This is a genomic window from Acinetobacter sp. TUM15071 (assembly GCF_008980925.1).
GTDB lineage: Bacteria > Pseudomonadota > Gammaproteobacteria > Pseudomonadales > Moraxellaceae > Acinetobacter > Acinetobacter dispersus.
Window position 1 is genome coordinate 35,225 of sequence record NZ_BKGB01000005.1, and the last position, 17,660, is coordinate 52,884.

General features: G+C 41.5%; 16 protein-coding genes. 7 read left to right on the forward strand and 9 right to left on the reverse strand.

Annotation, left to right across the window (positions count from 1 at the left end; all coding sequences use genetic code 11):
- The 5 genes from GBI66_RS06130 to GBI66_RS06150 form a co-directional block, all read right to left on the reverse strand.
- Entirely contained in the window at positions 1–573 is a 573-nt protein-coding gene (locus GBI66_RS06130) for an HdeD family acid-resistance protein (protein WP_151715505.1), read from the reverse strand.
- Between the two features lie 190 nt (positions 574–763).
- On the reverse strand, positions 764–1,522 hold the full coding sequence (locus GBI66_RS06135; protein WP_151715506.1) for a hypothetical protein: 759 nt from the start codon (positions 1,520–1,522) through the stop codon (positions 764–766).
- A 90-nt stretch (positions 1,523–1,612) separates the two neighbouring features.
- A complete protein-coding gene (topA, locus tag GBI66_RS06140) occupies positions 1,613–4,252 on the reverse strand; it encodes a type I DNA topoisomerase (protein ID WP_016164983.1) in 2,640 nt (879 codons plus the stop codon).
- 33 nt (positions 4,253–4,285) lie between these two features.
- Positions 4,286–4,735: a hypothetical protein gene (locus GBI66_RS06145; protein ID WP_005192222.1), complete on the reverse strand. Its 450-nt coding sequence runs from the start codon at positions 4,733–4,735 to the stop codon at positions 4,286–4,288.
- A 159-nt stretch (positions 4,736–4,894) separates the two neighbouring features.
- Positions 4,895–5,257, reverse strand: coding sequence for a helix-turn-helix domain-containing protein (locus GBI66_RS06150; protein WP_005192219.1), 363 nt, complete (start codon positions 5,255–5,257; stop codon positions 4,895–4,897).
- A 99-nt stretch (positions 5,258–5,356) separates the two neighbouring features.
- On the opposite strand from GBI66_RS06150, the gene GBI66_RS06155 reads away from it, so the two are divergent.
- Positions 5,357–6,367, forward strand: coding sequence for a zinc-binding alcohol dehydrogenase family protein (locus tag GBI66_RS06155; RefSeq protein ID WP_151715507.1), 1,011 nt, complete (start codon positions 5,357–5,359; stop codon positions 6,365–6,367).
- 58 nt (positions 6,368–6,425) lie between these two features.
- Here the strand turns inward: GBI66_RS06155 and GBI66_RS06160 are convergent, their stop codons facing one another.
- The gene (locus GBI66_RS06160; protein ID WP_004656007.1) at positions 6,426–6,671 is read right to left on the reverse strand and encodes a SlyX family protein; all 246 of its coding nucleotides are present in this window, start codon (positions 6,669–6,671) and stop codon (positions 6,426–6,428) included.
- A gap of 32 nt (positions 6,672–6,703) precedes the next feature.
- On the opposite strand from GBI66_RS06160, the gene GBI66_RS06165 reads away from it, so the two are divergent.
- Positions 6,704–8,599, forward strand: a complete 1,896-nt coding sequence (locus GBI66_RS06165; protein ID WP_151715508.1) for an ATP-binding cassette domain-containing protein — start codon at positions 6,704–6,706, stop codon at positions 8,597–8,599.
- Between the two features lie 55 nt (positions 8,600–8,654).
- Here the strand turns inward: GBI66_RS06165 and GBI66_RS06170 are convergent, their stop codons facing one another.
- Entirely contained in the window at positions 8,655–9,185 is a 531-nt protein-coding gene (locus tag GBI66_RS06170) for an O-acetyl-ADP-ribose deacetylase (RefSeq protein WP_151715509.1), read from the reverse strand.
- A gap of 139 nt (positions 9,186–9,324) precedes the next feature.
- On the opposite strand from GBI66_RS06170, the gene GBI66_RS06175 reads away from it, so the two are divergent.
- Positions 9,325–10,260 carry a lauroyl acyltransferase gene (locus tag GBI66_RS06175; RefSeq protein WP_151715510.1) on the forward strand — a complete coding sequence of 312 codons (936 nt, stop codon included), beginning with the start codon at positions 9,325–9,327 and terminating at the stop codon, positions 10,258–10,260.
- A gap of 58 nt (positions 10,261–10,318) precedes the next feature.
- Here GBI66_RS06175 and GBI66_RS06180 read toward each other — a convergent pair whose 3' ends face one another.
- Positions 10,319–11,821 (reverse strand): PT dipeptide repeat lipoprotein, encoded by a 1,503-nt coding sequence (locus tag GBI66_RS06180; protein ID WP_151715511.1) that lies wholly within the window; start codon positions 11,819–11,821, stop codon positions 10,319–10,321.
- Positions 11,822–11,957: 136 nt separating this feature from the next.
- On the opposite strand from GBI66_RS06180, the gene GBI66_RS06185 reads away from it, so the two are divergent.
- Genes GBI66_RS06185 through GBI66_RS06195 form a run of 3 tightly spaced genes read left to right on the forward strand, consistent with a single transcriptional unit; the run spans position 11,958 to position 14,830 of the window.
- A complete protein-coding gene (locus GBI66_RS06185; RefSeq protein ID WP_151715512.1) occupies positions 11,958–13,199 on the forward strand; it encodes a cupin-like domain-containing protein in 1,242 nt (413 codons plus the stop codon).
- 36 nt (positions 13,200–13,235) lie between these two features.
- Positions 13,236–14,117, forward strand: a complete 882-nt coding sequence (locus tag GBI66_RS06190; RefSeq protein ID WP_151715513.1) for a DUF6502 family protein — start codon at positions 13,236–13,238, stop codon at positions 14,115–14,117.
- Positions 14,118–14,119: 2 nt separating this feature from the next.
- Positions 14,120–14,830 (forward strand): hypothetical protein, encoded by a 711-nt coding sequence (locus tag GBI66_RS06195; protein ID WP_151715514.1) that lies wholly within the window; start codon positions 14,120–14,122, stop codon positions 14,828–14,830.
- 315 nt (positions 14,831–15,145) lie between these two features.
- Here the strand turns inward: GBI66_RS06195 and GBI66_RS06200 are convergent, their stop codons facing one another.
- Entirely contained in the window at positions 15,146–16,270 is a 1,125-nt protein-coding gene (locus GBI66_RS06200) for an endonuclease/exonuclease/phosphatase family protein (protein WP_151715601.1), read from the reverse strand.
- Between the two features lie 188 nt (positions 16,271–16,458).
- Between GBI66_RS06200 and asd the strand changes: the two genes are divergently transcribed.
- Entirely contained in the window at positions 16,459–17,577 is a 1,119-nt protein-coding gene (gene asd, locus GBI66_RS06205) for an aspartate-semialdehyde dehydrogenase (RefSeq protein WP_005210320.1), read from the forward strand.
- Positions 17,578–17,660: the final 83 nt, after the last annotated feature.

A 17,660-nucleotide genomic window follows, 5' to 3' on the forward strand; every position in this document is an offset into this window, starting at 1 on the left:
TTAAACTGTGGTTGAGCTATGTGGTAACTGTTTAATTGCACCAGCAAAAGTTAAATAATTAATCCCTTGGAACAAAATATCAATCGCAAGGAACATCCCTAAGACCCAGAACGGTGAATCAGGTGATGAAAGAATGAGAATACCTGTGAGCAAGGTTAATATGCCAGAAAAGAGTACCCACCCCCAGCCTGAAATTGGTCGTAGAATAAAGGCATTTACGCTACGAATAATCCCCGCAATAATTAATGCAATCGCCAAGAAACTGGTGAGCACCACCGCGGTAATCACAGGCGTAGTAAAAGCAAAGTAACCCGCTGCCAAATACAGCGCACCAAACAAGGCCCACAACCAACGTGTACCCCCTTTAAACACCATAAATGCGGCAACAAAATGCAAGATACCACCCAACATCATCAACACACCGAACAACAACACGGCAGATAATGTTGCAAATGGTAAAGCTGCTAAAAGAACAAGACCAAAAATAACCAATAACACGCCCAATAACAGATACCATTTACGATCAGCGTGTAGCTGATTGCGAATCAGATCGTTACCCACTGTTTTCATCATTATTTACTCTTTTATCATCAATGTTATATCTACATTTTGAGCGAATTTTCCGCTCAGTTCTGTATAAGGCATGTTGATAATTAATGATTTAATGTCAGGAAAACTCATATTTTATTCGGTCATTCTCTATCTAGGCCATGATTCTAATCACCAACGGCCATCTCTGGATAAGTCGAAACTTATCCACAATTTATTTGATCCAGCCTATTTCTTGGGCAGTAAGTACACTGATTACCGTCTGCTCTAAATCGTTTGGCATTTTACTTTTGTGTTCCGATAGAGGAATACGTCCTCCCATAATTTCAGCTTCAGTTTGTGGATAGAGCGGCTGTTTATCTGCCTGTGCATAGCCAATCGGAAAAATAGGTTCACCATTGGCTAAGTTATATTTATCGGTCGCGCCAAAACCATGCAATAACTCATGTACCAATACCACATTGTTCTGTTCTGCCTGTTTTGCTGATGCAAATAAATTGACCGAACCAATGCGTCCGCGCTCCAAGGCAGTCGAGTGTTTTAACTCACGTGTTTGCTTCGGGTCATAGAAATTCAGATATAGAGTTAAACTCGGTGAACCATCTGAGGATTGATGCTGCTTCCATGCATAAAAACGAAATTTTAGACTCCACAGAATATTATTCAGAATACTCGGCTGTTCAGACATCTTCGGTGGTGATTGTTGCAATTCCCGTCCGATTTGAACCATAAAGTAGCTGTTTTGCCCTCGATATTGCTGGCTATTTTTTTCTAGATACTGCTTCACCTCAGCAAAATCATCTTGCTGCAATTGTTGAATATACTGCTGTGTTGTAGGCAACCCATCGGCATTAATCGGATGCAACAGCACATTAATCGGCTGATTCCAATCCTGATTTTGATCACGATAAGCATTGATCGCAACAATTAACAATACCAGCAATAAACATGCAACTCGGATGTTTTTCCACATGAACTTCTTCCCTAGCCAAAAGTCATTATTGTTTTTCTTTATGCTATAAAAAATGCCAGCAATCGCTAGCATTTTTTTAAACTTGAATGTTTAAGCTTCTACCCATTTTCCGTCTTGGAAAACCAGACTCCACTTGGTTTGCTTGCCTTCAGCAGTCTCAGAACCTACATACTGTGCTTGGTTCTTACGGCTGAATTTCACTACCGTTGGATTGCCTTCAGGATCGACATCCGGAGCTTCTAACAAGAACTGGTATTTCGGATCAAGCTGCTCAGCCACACTGCGTAATTCAGCCACTTTCGGTGCGCGCGTTTCACGAATTTTCGGGAATTTGCTGGCTGCTAAGAACAGACCTGCTGCACCATCACGTAACACGAAGAAATCATCATGCTTGGCTGAACGTAAGTGTTCCATTTTAATTGGATCAACACGCGGTGGCGCTGGTTGACCGCTCTTTAATACTTTACGGGTATTGTCACAACTTGAGCAGGCAAAGTAAGGTCCAAAACGACCTGTCTTTAACTGCATTTCACCATCACATTTATCACATGGAATGGTTGGACCATCATAGCCCTTGATCTTGAATTCGCCTTCTTCGACTTCGTAACCATCACAATCTGGGTTATTACCACAAACATGCAATTTACGACCACCATCGACCACATAGCTGTCCATTGCTGTACCGCATTTAGGACAACGGTGTTTCGACATCAAATCTGCTGTTTCAGCACCATCATCATCCGACAATGCCGCCAAAGACTCGACTGGTGTTAAGTTGAGTGTGCCTTTACAACGCTCTTTCGGTGGCAGGTTATAACCTGAACATCCCAAGAATACACCCGTTGTTCCGGTACGAACTTGCATTGGACGCGAACATTCAGGACAAGAGACATCGGCAACTTCGACTGGCTGATTACGGCGCATGCCGCTTTCACCCTGTGCATTGGTCAAACGTTTCTTAAAATCACCATAGAAAGTATCCAGTAACTCTTTCCAGTTACGCTCACCCATTGCAACACGGTCTAATTGACCTTCTAAATCTGCGGTAAAGGCATAATTCATCAGGTTATTAAAACTTTCATCCAAACGGTCTGTAACAATCTCTCCCATCTTCTCTGCAAAGAGACGGCGGTTTTCCAGTTTTACATAACCACGTTCTTGAATAGTTGAAATAATCGCAGCATAAGTCGATGGACGACCAATCCCTTTCTTCTCTAATTCTTTCACCAAAGACGCTTCGGTAAAGCGTGCAGGTGGCTTGGTAAAATGCTGACTCGGATCAAGTTTTTCTAACTTAAGTACTTCGCCAACTTTCACCGCAGGCAATAAAATATCATCATCAGATTTATTGGCACCACGAACACGGGTAAAACCATCAAATACCAGCGTACGGCCTTTCGCCTTTAACTCAACATTTGACGCTTCAACAGTCAAGGTCGAAGATAAATATTCTGCTGGTGTCATTTGACAGGCAACAAATTGACGCCAAATCAAATCATATAAACGCTGTGCATCACGCTCTACGCCCGCCAGTTTATCGCCAGTCAAACCAACATCGGATGGACGGATTGCTTCGTGGGCTTCTTGCGCACCCGCTTTATTGCCATAGCGATTTGGCTTGGCAGGGACATATTTTTCACCAAAATTTTGTTGAATATGGTTACGCACCATATTCACAGCGTCATCACTCAAAAAGGTTGAGTCTGTACGCATATAGGTAATAAAACCACCTTCATACAAACGCTGCGCCAGCATCATGGTTTTCTTTACAGAGAAACCTAAACGCGTACTCGCTGCTTGTTGTAAGGTTGAAGTGATATACGGAGCGCTCGGATTAACTTTAGTTGGTTTATCTTCGCGTAGTGCAACTTTATATTCAGCATCTTTTAATACGCTGAGTAAGGCATCAGTTTCGGCTTTATTTTTAAGTTTAAGTGTTTTACCTGCTTGCTTAACCGCTTCTAGGCGAATGTCTTCTTTCTTGGAAATGGTATCTGCAAAAACTTGCCAGTATTCTTCTGGAATAAATGCACGGATTTCACGTTCGCGTTCAACCACCAGTTTCACAGCAACTGACTGCACGCGACCTGCCGATAAACCACGGGCAATCTTTTCCCATAGTAATGGCGACACCATAAAGCCCACCACACGGTCGAGGAAACGACGCGCCTGTTGAGCATTAACACGGTTTAAATCAAGTCGTGTTGGCTGTTTAAATGCTTCTTGAATGGCATTCTTGGTAATTTCGTTAAAGACCACACGATGGTAGCGACTATCATCCCCGCCAATTACTTCTCTTAAATGCCAAGCAATTGCTTCCCCTTCTCTATCCAAATCCGTTGCGAGATAGATAGCATCTGCATCTTTGGCGAGTTTTTTTAGTTCGGCAACCACATGTTCTTTGCCTGGGAGTACTTCATAGTGTGCAATCCAATCATGCTCTGGATCGACACCCATACGATTGATCAGTGCAGACTGTGCTTTTTCGGCTTTCTGTTGGTCCGTTAATTTGGCACGGGTTGCGGGCTTCTTTTCAGTGGATTTCGCCCCGCCTCCTGTCGGTAAATCACGCACATGACCGACAGATGACTTCACCACATATTGTGAACCTAAATATTTATTAATTGTTTTCGCTTTTGCAGGCGACTCCACAATCACTAAGGCACGTTTCTTTGCAGCAGATGCGGAAGCTGCTGTGCTTTCTGAAGCAGAGCGTGGAGTATTCGCCATAATAAATCGTTTTTCCTATGATCAATCAGAGAGTTAGCGCTGTGCTAAATCATGTAAATAAGTTTTTATCTGTTCAAGCTGTGTGGCTCTTAGGTCAGTTTCTTCATCCCAATACAGTCCGACACAGTTTGCCTGCATATCAATAGCATAAACTCCTTTTAATGCAATGGTTAAATCATTAAATTTCTGATCCCCTTGCACAACCTGAAGCTTGCCATCTACCACCCGCGCGCGCATTAACGCCAAACGAGCATCTGGAATCAGCACACTGTAATAAGCCACCATACTGGCACGTTTTTCCGATGCCATTGGAATCTTGGTCCATTCTGGCGCAACGATTAAACGCGGATGCAATCCCATTTTGCGCGCCTGATCACGCATCATACCCAATGCCTTTTCTCGTGGACTGACACGCAAGCCAAAAATCGAGCCAAGTACAAACAGTACAATCGCAACCGTGATCCAAATTCCAATATTACTCATAAAGTAGTCCAAAACTTTCTTTTATTAGCGTTACATAAGTTGAATCCAAAAGGCAAGTTACAACGTAAAAAATAATCTTGTATTCAACAGTACCCTTTAAAGCCTCTATTTTCAGACTATCGAACACCTAAAATGCCAAATGCTTTTAACGCGCTTACTTTATTCGATCAGGGTTAATTTTCCGAATTGATCAAGATGTGCATCACCCCAATTCTTTAATGCAACAATAATCTGTTCCAGACTACGACCTAAATCAGTTAAACAATATTCAACTTTTGGAGGAACTTGCGGATAGACCTCTCGATGCAAAATGCCATCTTGTTCTAATTCGCGTAGCTGATTGGTCAGCATTCTCTGGGTAATACTCGGTACACGCTTACGAATTTCATTAAATCGTAAGGTGCCTTCATTAAATAAATGCCAGAGAATGACACATTTCCATTTTCCATCAATCAAACTGATCGCGGCTTCGACTGAACAGCCTGGGGAACAATCAAAACTCGAATGTCGCATTTTTGCCATTTTACAGTATCCTTTTTGACACTATGAGCGTTATTTGTCTGTAGTCACTAAAATTAAGCTTAAGTTATGCTGAGATTCCAATCAAGTGGAAGCAAAACCATGAAAGCTGTGGCATATCAAAAGGCAGGTGCAATTCGTTTAGACAATGCGCTTGTAGACATTGAGATCGACTCACCTATTGCACATGGACATGATTTACTCGTTCGTGTGCAAGCTGTTTCGGTCAATCCAGTCGATACCAAAATTCGGAACAATAAAAGTGCAGAAGATCAGCAATGGAAAATTCTGGGCTGGGATGCAGTGGGTGTCGTTGAGGCGATTGGCGAACACGTCACTCAATTTAAAATTGGTGACCACGTCTGGTATGCAGGTGCACTCAACCGACAAGGCAGTAATAGTGAATTACAATTGGTTGACGAGCGTATTGTCGGACATAAACCCAAGTCACTCGATGCTAGCGAAGCAGCAGCACTACCTTTAACCGCAATTACCGCATGGGAAATGCTGTTTGATCGATTACAAGTTCCTCGAGCTGCGGCTGAGAACACTTCGATCCTTGTCATTGGCGGTGCTGGAGGGGTGGGTTCAATCACCATTCAATTGCTCAAACAATTAACCAATTTAACCGTTATCAGTACCGCATCTCGACCAGAAACGTCTGAATGGGTAAAACAGTTGGGTGCTGATTATGTCCTAGACCATCGCCAAGCTTTAGCTCCACAAATTCAACAGCTTGGCTTAAATGCGCCTGTATATGTATTTTCAACCACGCAAACCGATCAGCACCTCGCTGATATTGCAGAACTGATCGCAGCACAAGGCCATTTCGGTTTAATTGATGACCCAGAGCAACTCGACATTAAGCCCTTTAAATCAAAGTCTGTTTCGGTTCACTGGGAGTTTATGTTCACACGCTCTATGTACCAGACTGAAGATATGATCCAACAGAGCCAACTTTTGAATCAAGTTGCAAGCTTAGTTGATGAAGGAAAGATTAAAACCACAGTGAGTCAGGTACTTTCGCCAATCAATGCCGAAAACCTAAAACGTGTACACCAACAAATCGAAAGTGGCACGACCAAAGGAAAAATTGTCCTGCATGGTTTTTAAATGCAATTATTCAGCCTAGATCTTGCAGTCATGCAACTTGGCATTGCTGCAAGATTTATTAATAATGCGGTGGTTTATCATTTATCGGATCAAAAGCTGCAATTCCTTCCGATAAATCTGAAGATTCAACTCGACGATATAAAAATTGCATTTGTTTTTTTAAATCAGCAATTTCCTGCGTTTGAATTGCGAGTTGCTGATTCAATTGTTCAACTAAATCATCTAAAAATGCAATTCGGACTTGCAAATCTTCAATGGGTGCGGAGAATGACGCGTGATTATCAAAATTTTGTGGTTTAGTCATTTCAGACCTCATCTGAACTTTTAGGAAACATTATGGCCTATATTACTTTAAGGGATGTCCATCTCGCATTTGGCGGACCTGCCTTACTCGACGGCGCGAACTTCAACCTAGAACGTGGCGAGCGAGTCTGTTTAATTGGTCGTAATGGAGAAGGTAAGTCTACTTTATTAAAACTGATTGAGGGAAGCTTGTTACCAGATAACGGTGAAGTTTCAATTCAAAATGGTTTAACTGTTTCAATGTTAGCCCAAGACGTCCCTATGGACTCAGGCAAAGTTGCAGACATCGTTGCCGATGGTGCAGGCGAAGCGTCTATTGTATTGAAAGAATACCATGAAGCCAGTGATGCCTGCGTATTGGGTGATATGGAAGCTTGCGACCGCATGGGCATGCTACAGCACAAACTCGATCAGTTGGATGGTTGGGCATTAGAAAACAAGGTCAACTCGATTCTCAGTAAAATGGGGCTTGATCCTAATGCTGATCTAGCGGATTTATCGGGTGGTCGTAAACGTCGTGTGTTATTGGCACGTGCTCTACTCACTCAACCTGATGTATTGTTACTCGACGAACCTACCAACCATTTAGATGTTGAAAGTATCGAATGGTTAGAAAAGTTTTTATTGGATCAAAATAACCTGACCCTGCTGTTTATTTCGCATGACCGTTCATTTGTTGACAGCATTGCGACCCGTATTGTTGAGCTTGATCGTGGTATTTTGCGTAGCTACGAAGGTAACTATTCTCGCTATCTCGATCTCAAAGCACAACAAATGGAAGCAGAAGAAAAACAAAATGCTTTATTTGATAAAAAGTTAGCTGAAGAAGAAGCCTGGATTCGTCAAGGCATTAAAGCACGCCGTACTCGTAACGAAGGTCGTGTCCGTGCGTTGCAAGACTTACGTGAACAATCTAAAGCACGTCGTTCACAACAGGGCAAAGTCAGTATGGCAACGCAAGAAGCCAATCGCTCTGGTAAGCTGGTATTTGAAATTGAAAATCTCAGCGTCAGCTATGGCCAACAACCACTGATCAAAGATTTCTCTGCTATCGTGCTACGCGGTGATCGTATTGGTTTGGTCGGTGACAACGGTGTCGGTAAAACCACTTTGATTAAAGCGATTTTAGGTGAGATTGAGCACGGTGGTTCTGTGAAAACCGGTACTCAACTCGAAGTTGCTTATTTTGACCAATTGCGTAATGCCTTAGACCTTGAAAAAACCGTCATGGCCAACGTTTCAGAAGGTTCTGATTTTGTTGATGTGAATGGTAACCGCCGTCATATTTATAGTTATCTGCAAGACTTTTTATTCTCGCCAGAACGTGCGCGTACCCCAGTTAAAGCCCTATCTGGTGGTGAGAGAAACCGTATCTTATTGGCAAAATTATTGCTCAAACCATCGAATTTAATCGTGATGGATGAGCCAACCAATGACTTGGATATGGTGACACTTGAGCTGCTTGAGGAAATGCTGTCTGACTATAAAGGTACGTTGCTGTTGATCTCGCATGACCGTGCCTTTATGGACAATGTCGTGACTTCGACATGGGTATTCGATGGTAAAGGTAACATTGATGAATACATCGGTGGCTATCAAGACTATCTGGAACAGCGCCCAGATCAAAAGGTGGTTGATCAGAAAAGTGATGTAAAAAAAGCGCAAGCCAAAGCAGAAGCGGCTGCAGCACCTAAAAAAGTAAAACTCAGTTATAAAGACCAGCGTGAGCTTGAACAATTGCCTGCTGAGATTGAAAAACTGGAAACCGAACAAACAGAATTGTCAGAAAAATTAGCTGATGGTTCTTGGTTTGTTTCAGATGCCAATGCAGCAACTGCAGCCAGCCAACGCCTAGCAGAAATTGAAGAAGTATTGCTAGAAAAATTGGAACGCTGGGACATTTTAGAAAATATGTCTAAAGGCAACTAAGTTGATTGAGCATTTATCCTTTCGAGGGTAAATGCTTTACTTCATCCAATTGAATTTATAGCAAATCAAAATCTTGTTGCAGTGATTGGTAAATATTAAAATTTTCATCATCAAAACAAATAAAAACAACCTGTTGTACACATATTCCCTTACTTAGTTGTTCAGCAATGGTCTTTAACGCGATCTGTGCAGCAAGCTGTTTCGGAAAGCGATAAATCCCCGTTGAAATATTGGGAAATGCAAGGCTTTGTAGTTTCATCTCTTCTGCTAATTTAAAACTATTGCGATAGGCACTTTCCAATAGTCTCTCTTCCTTATGCTGCCCATCTACCCAAGTCGGTCCAACCGTATGGATGACATATTTAGCAGGCAGATTTCCAGCCGTGGTCATGACCGCTTCGCCAACCGCACAACCACCTTGCTTGGCACGGATCTTTTGACAATCTGCCAAAATCGCTGCGCCACCACGACGATGAATCGCACCATCTACACCTCCACCACCTAATAGTGAAGTATTGGCTGCATTAACAATTGCATCTACCTCGATTTGGGTAATATCCCCTTTGATTATTCTGATACTTTTCAAAAGACTCCCCTTCTCAGTGTGTTATATAAGAGATCGTGAACGATAAAAACAGCTTTAGTTTTATTTTACATTTAAAGTTGCCAAACTCACTTCATGTTACACTGCTCTGAAATTCAACGTTATTCTCTTTACTAAGTTTATGAGTCAAAATCAGTCTTATATCCCTGGCGAATTTCAATGGAAATTTCTATTACCCAAATACTGGAAAATTTGGATCGCCATTCTCTTTCTTATGCTATTGGCCATTCTCCCGTGGGCTATTCAATGGCGATTGGCACATGGTCTAGCCGCTTTATGTTGGCAATTGCTCAAATCACGCCGTAAAACCACACTTCGAAATTTAGAGTTGTGTTTTCCAGAGTGGTCTCCTGCCGAGGTTGAAGCACAAGCCAAACAAGTTTTCGTGGATATGATGCTTGGTGTATTTGAAACCCTCAATGCTTGGTACTGCCCCAAATGGTTTAAAGGCCGCCATAGTATTGAAGGCTTAGAACATATCACCGATGCAAAAGCACAAGGTAAAGGCGTATTATTACTCGGGACCCACAGTACCTTACTGGATGCAGGCGGTTATATCTGTTCTCAATATTTTGAACCCGATGTGGTGTATCGCCCACAAAACAATCCGCTGTTGGATATGCTGATTTATCGCTGTCGTGCCACCATTTATCAACATCAAATTGACCATGATGACATGCGAGGTTTGATTCGTCGCCTAAAAGACGGTGGTGCAATTTGGTATAGTCCAGATCAAGATTTTGGTTTAAAACAAGGTGTGATGGCTCCATTCTTTGGTGTTCCTGCTGCAACCGTCACTGCACATCGCCGTTTACTCAAAATTTCGAAAGCTGTCGCGATTCCATTATATTTCTACCGTTATGGCGATGTTCGCAATCCACAATATAAAGTGCTGATTGAACCAATTGTGGACAATATGCCAAGTGAAGATGAGGTAAGTGATGCGATCCGAGTGAATCAGATTATTGAAGCTCAACTTCGTATCGCACCTACGCAATGGATGTGGTTCCACCGTCGTTTTAAAACCCGTGCTGAAGGTTACGACAAAATTTATTAAGCTAAAAAAGCCGCCTCATGAATCAATGAAGCGGCTTTTTCTAAAGCAATAACCACAATTAATTCGGGAAAATTACCCCAGTACTTAAATCAAAATAAGTAGGGGTGTTGCTATACACCGAACCCAATTTAACATTAATGAACCAACCCAAGTTACCTTGATCTTGTAAACGGTTTTGAATTTCGCTCGGTAAATCCAATTTATAAATCGCATCTTCTTTAAAGACTTTTGATTCAATGCTGGCTGTGTTTTCACTATCGCGTTCAAATAAATAGCCTTGTTGTAACACACCAAATCCAATCGAATTATCTTTATCAATCAAATGATAACCTTCTGCAGCTTGCTGTTTTAGCAACGCATCTAGTTTGGTTGGATTATCCTCAAAGAATCCTGCTTCCGTTTTTGGCATGTCAAAATAACGATAGCTATAGGTCCCATTATGGGCGCTGCTATTTACACAAGTTGGGATGTAATACATATCATTCTTGGTACCATTGGTTGTGAAGTCTTCACCCGCAGAGATTAATTTACAGCCTTGTGCGCCGAGCTCATTAAATGCAGCAAGAATACTTGCTCTGGTTTTATTGGTTAAAAAGCGATTGTCATAAGTATAGGTTGCTGGTTTCTTATCATTTTTCACAAATAAATATTTATAGGTATTGCTTGGATCCTCTCTCAAGAACGACTTATAAATAAAGCCAGACTCACCTTGCTTTTTCATTTCAGCTAATTTGAGCACATATCTATTTGCAATCACATTGGTGGTGATATCAGCAATTTTATAGCTATAGGTATCGGTTGAAGCATTATTTTTTACATATAAGTTTTTAGGTTCAGGGAAATCACTATTGGCTTTTTTTACATCCAATGATGTACCCGCCAAGGCAAAACCTTGACTACCCTGCTCATTGGCTTGCGCCAAGAAATTGGCCCAAGACGCTTGATTATCGAGTAGACGATAACTTGCTGTTGCTTTACTCACAGTCGGTTTTAATAAGCTATAACCTTCGACATTGGTACGGGTATAACAAGTGACAACTTTAGATGGATCGACTGAATCCATATAAGTTTGAATATCTTTGATATTCGCTGTTTCACTCACTGCACACATGCCATCACCTTTAAAGGCATAAGCTGAAGCAATTCCATTTGGTCGATAGCGATCACTATATTTCACTCGATTTGCCGTGGTTGTACCGCTGGTTTCAGTCGCTGCAATCTCGCTAATCAGTGCATCATCCGATGAAACATCGTAATTTTTAATGACTGCACCAGTACAATCCTCTTTTTCAAATTGACGGGTTTCAATGGTAAAGCGAACGCTGTTTTCGGACGCTTTATGTACTGTTAAATTGGTTCGTGCTCCCTTATGGCAGAATCCACCCAACCATGAACCCACAAAACGATCAGCCACGACTGGAGTTGGTGTAGGAGTCGGGGTGGGTGTTGGAGTCGGGGTAGGTGTTGGGGTCGGTGTTGAATCTGAATCATTATCAGATCCACAGCCCACCAAGATTGCGCAAGTTACGCTAAGTGCTAGTTGAGTCCATATATTTTTCATTGCATCACCCTCTGTGTGATTTTTTCACATATTTGTGTATGTGAAAATTTAACACTTTTATGCTTGAGTGCAAATATGTTTATGCGTAAATTAATAACGAAAGGTCAAAATCATTTTTTATTGATGGTTGGAAGGTATGGATGCTCAAGAAAACTTAGCAAGACAATTCAATGCTTTACCGAAAGAATGGCAGGCATGGTTAGAGGAAAATTTAGAGCGCGGTTGTGCTCCCATTGATTTAGCCAATATTCTGTTGCGTGAAGGTTTAATTGACCTAAATAAAGATTTTTCTGCTCCGATATACGCTGAAGAGCAACACTACCGAGAACTTGAACAGGCAGCAGCCACAAAACAAACCCAACTCAGCAGTACATTTACACCAGAACAAAAAAAATGGTTAGCGCAGGCGATTTTAGATGGATCTAATAAAGCTTATATTTATCAATCATTAAAAAAAGAAGGCTTGAGTGAAATGGATATTGCATTCGAATGGGTACAGTTAAAGCAACATCCTTATTTTCAAATCGCCGAAGAGCAGCACTTCCTGCTCAAAAAACGTAATTGGCTGCTGCATACTTTAGATCGTTTTGCCCGTTTAAATCCTGAATATCAGCAGATTAAGCGAATTTCAAAACCTGATTTTGCAGATTTTATCCAACAGTATTACAGCCGAAATTTACCTGTAATTTTGACCGATGCCGTCCAACATTGGCCAGCTCTGCAAAAATGGTCACCGCAATATTTCAAACAAATCGTGGGTACCAAAGAAATTGAAGTGCAATTCAATCGTGAGCGAGATCCCTTATTCGAACGCAACTCAATCCAGCATAAGACCAAAATGCGAATGAATGATTTCGTCGATTTAATCGAACAGACTCAGCACTCCAATAATTTTTATATGACAGCGAACAATGCCAAAGCCTGCCAATCCAGTCTGGCTGCATTATTTCAAGATATTGATCATTTTCATGACTATACGGATCACGCCCAAGTCTATGATCGTAGCTTCATCTGGTTTGGCCCTAAAGGTGCCTTTACCCCCTTACACCATGATTTGACCAATAACTTTTTAGTACAAATTTATGGACGGAAAAAAGTAACCCTGATCCCTGCGTTACAAACACCGCATCTCTATAATGATGTTGCGGTATTTAGTAAAATTGCCGATCCTCACTGTCCCAATGTACTTGAATCATTTCCAGACTTTGCTCAAAGCAGTAAACTCGAATGCATTCTCAATGAAGGTGAAGCCTTGTTTATCCCTCTCGGCTGGTGGCATTGTGTCGAGAGTTTAGATATTTCCATGAGTGTCTCTTTTACTCATTTTAATATCGACAATAGCGGGGCAGCGTCCTTCCCCACCCCAACTTACGCTTAAATTAATTTATATCGAATCCATTGTTAAGGTGATTGAATGGTAAAACCAACAGAACGAGTCACGATAAGCAGCGAACAATCTGGGCTTAATCTACAAGGCGTGATTCCACAAGATGCGGAAACAACATTGGAAAGTATCTTTCCAATGATGCAGCATATTGCACGTTGGCTGATTCATTCGGGTGTTGGCTATACAGATTTCGTTGCTGCACTTAAACCTATTTTTTATCAACAAGCATTAGTCGAATTAGAACGAATCCAACAGAATAAGACTGATTCAGCAGTAAGTTTGTTATCAGGACTGCATCGTAAAGATGTCAGTGCGTTTAGATTACAGGCCAATCAAACGGTCACTGAAGCTCCCAATTTTGCCATTAGCGTTCCTGCACGTGTTATTGCGCGTTGGATTGCGCTTGATCTGCCCCATCAAATCCCTATTTCTGGTGAAGAAAATAGCTTTGAAGCGCTGGTAAAGCATATTTCAACAGAAAAACATCCACGTTCAATCTTGTTTGAATTACAGCGTTTAGGTGTTGTTGAACAAACTGGGCAAAATGTCATTCTGCAACAAAATAGCTTTACCCCAGATAACCAGATGCAAGAAAGTAAAGCCCTATTTTCAGCCAATCTCAGTGATCATTTGGCTGCTGGCGTAGATAACTTTATTAGTGAAAAACCCTTTACCCATCTCGAACAAGCCGTACATGCGGAGAAATTAACCGCCCAATCGGTTGAAGCACTTCGACAGTTAAGTATCGAACTTTGGCAAGACATGGCAAAACAACTCTTAAATGCCGCGATCCAACATTGTGAACAAGACCAAGAAAAAGATGATGCAGATTATCAATTTCGATTTGGCGTTTATCAGTACGATAGTCAGATAAAACTACAAGTGCCTTATATTCTTAAGGATCAATAACAATGAGAAGCTTACTGCTACCCCTTGTTTCTCTAATCTCTATGGTTAACTTGACCGCTTGTGGAGAAAACTTTTCTGTCGCCAATGTCAGTCTTGGTGGAAGTGGATCTGGCACTCAGAAGCCACTTCCTGGTGGTGACACAGGGGGAATTTCAAACCCATCTACTGGCGATAAGGATGAAGTCTATGAGTATGTGGTCACTGTTCCACAGGAAACACAAGACACCTGTATGGGCATACAACGCAACATGCGCTTGATCGATTGGGAAACCAAACAGGCTTTGCAAATCGGTCAAATTCAACAGATTAACATCACACCATTACAAATTGAGATTAAAAACACCACACCGAATTATGTGTATCAACTGGTTCCACTATGCAGCCCGATTGAGTTTCAGCTTGACCAAACCCCTATGGCCTTTGGACAATCGTTAAGATGTGGCGCCGAACAAGATGAACTGCAACTACTTCGTCCATATGAAACCCGTACCTACGAACTGAGCTTAAGCTTTGCAGCAACTGAACTTCCGTTCATCGTAAGTTATAACGCCTTTTATCAGACAGAATTACCAAAAGCTGATACGGTATGGAAAAAATGTGATGCCGCAAAAATGGTCGTTCCTATTCATAAACGGCATGTTCCAAAAGTGATTGGAACAGAAGAGCCAATTGAAAGCGTCCCTGAAATCCCAAGTGGTGAAACAGCAGATTAAAATTTGACAGATATAAAAAAATTAAAACCCGAGTTCCGCATCCTGCAAAACTCGGGCAAATGAGGTTGTGCTTTCACAATATTCTTATTATCCTGCGTCCATCGCATGCATCATATCCATGATGACTTTTCCATCTCAGCGTTGCTATCCTTAATCGGAATTCCATTCCTGCTTCCCTGTGCTGATGTATTTAGAATAAACCTTTTGCCGATGTTGCACTATTCGTTGCAAACTTAAATCTATGTACGAAATAACGTACATTGATTAGCGAAACTTTAGAATCAACCATTTCTTTCTGCGCCCGCTCAAACCTGATTAACTTTCCAATTGCTGCTTATGTGGTTGTGCTAAAGAATCTGTCACCTGTTTCTCCTCTTGCTCTGCCTTTTCTATTCCGTCTTGTATTGCTTCTTGAGCATCTTGCTCATCTTCAGCCGTCTGTTCCAATGCCTGTTGCTGTTGTTCAAAAATACGGCCTGTTTGTAAAACCACATACACAGGAAAGTGATCTGAACCAATATGAGATAAGCGTTTCATTTCGACTAAACCAAAATCAGTACTATGAAAGATATGATCCAATGACCAACGTAATAATGGATAATCTGCATGGAAGGTATTCATAAAATAGCGACCTACTCGTGGATCAAGTAAACCACTAATCCGCTGGAATAAACGCGTTGTTCTCGACCAAGCCACATCATTCAAATCCCCCATAACAATGCAGCTCTGGTCCAAATCTTTAATTTGATCCCCAACAATTAATAACTCTGCATCCCTTAAAGTCGAGTCTTTGGCTTCGGTTGGGCTGGGTGGTTTGGGGTGCAAACAATACAGTTGAATCTGTACACCTGATGGTAAAGTCACAACCGTATGAATAGATGGAATCTCATCGCTCAGAATGAATTTAACCTCTGTATCATTGAGCGCTAAACGACTATACAAATGCATCCCATATAGATTGTCTAGAGGTACTGGGACACGAAATGGATAATCTTGTTCAATCTTACTCAACGCTTGTTGCCATGCAGTATCCGACTCAAGCGTAAGCACTAAATCAGGCTTTAGGGCCTCAATCTGTGCAAGTAATAGATGATATTTATGATTTGGTGTCAGGACATTTGCAACCAGTAGTGAAATTTGTTGCTCAGGCTTGGATTGTGCCTTTTTCACTTTCTGGACTTGTTTTCGCCATAACGGGGTATAAGGTAGAACCATTTTTAATTGATAGGCAACTGCAGCGACCAAACCTAGAAAAAGCAACTCTGTACTTAAGGTCCAGTCAGATAGACCAAATAACATCGCAACAAGTGTAATGATGCCCAGTGCTAAAATTTGTAATCTAGGAAAATCAGCACCCCGAATCCACCATTCATCTCTGGGAATCAAAGACCAAAATGAAAGCCATATCACCAGTACCGCACAAATCTGAATCCATATCATGTTCATTTTTCTCTTTGGAGTAGCATAGATTTACAATAAAGTTGCCGCTTTATCAATTTTCTATCTAATATAAACAAGTTATTCCACTCAATAAACGCACTGTTTTATTTCGGTAAAGCTTGCAGTTGTGGGCACTTTTGATACACTCAAACCCCTTTAAATTTTTTTACATACCGAGGCACAATGACATGAAAGTAGGTCTGGTCGGTTGGCGTGGGATGGTTGGTTCTGTCCTGATGCAACGTATGGTTGAAGAGAATGATTTTGCTCACATTGAGCCATTCTATTTCTCTACCAGTAATGCAGGTGGCGAAGCACCTTCATTTGGTGGTAAGACTGCCCCAGCACTTATGGATGCAACAGACATTAACAGTCTGAAGCAAATGGATGTCATTTTAACCTGCCAAGGTGGTGATTATACTTCTGAAGTTTTCCCAAAGCTTAAAGCTGAAGGTTGGGATGGCTACTGGATTGATGCTGCATCTACGCTGCGTATGGCTGATGATGCGATTATCGTTCTTGATCCAGTCAACTTAAATGTGATCAAAGATGGTTTGGTCAACGGTACTAAAACTTTCGTTGGCGGTAACTGTACCGTTTCCTTGATGTTGATGGGCTTAGGTTCACTATTCCAAAACAATTTAGTGGAATGGGCGACTTCAATGACTTATCAAGCAGCGTCTGGTGCAGGTGCGCAGAATATGCGTGAACTGATCACTGGCATGGGTTATTTGTATAACAATACCAAAACGTTATTGGATGACCCTAAATCTGCAATTCTTGATATTGACCGTCAAATTGCGGACTTGCAACGTGGTGAAGGCTTCCCTAAAGCAAACTTTGGCGTGCCATTGGCAGGTTCATTGATTCCTTATATCGATAAACAGCTTGAAAGCGGTCAATCGAAAGAAGAATGGAAAGGTCAGGTTGAAACCAACAAGATTTTAGGTAATCAACAGATCGTTCCAATTGATGGTCACTGTGTCCGTATTGGTGCAATGCGTTGCCACTCTCAAGCAATCACATTGAAATTGAAAAAAGATGTGCCACTTGATGAAATCGAAGACATGATTCGCAACTCTAGCCAATGGGCAAAAGTAGTTCCGAATACTCGTGAAGCATCGATGACTGATCTTACTCCTGTTGCAGTCACAGGAACTTTAACTGTTCCTGTTGGCCGTTTACGCAAGCTCAATATGGGTAAAGAATATCTTGGTGCATTCACTGTCGGTGATCAACTGCTTTGGGGTGCTGCTGAGCCATTACGCCGTATGCTTCGTATCTTGGTGGAATATAAGAACGCTTAAGCAAAAACGTCTAAAAATCAAAAGCCGATCACATTTGATCGGCTTTTTTATTGCGATGAAAGATGATTAATTTACAATTCATT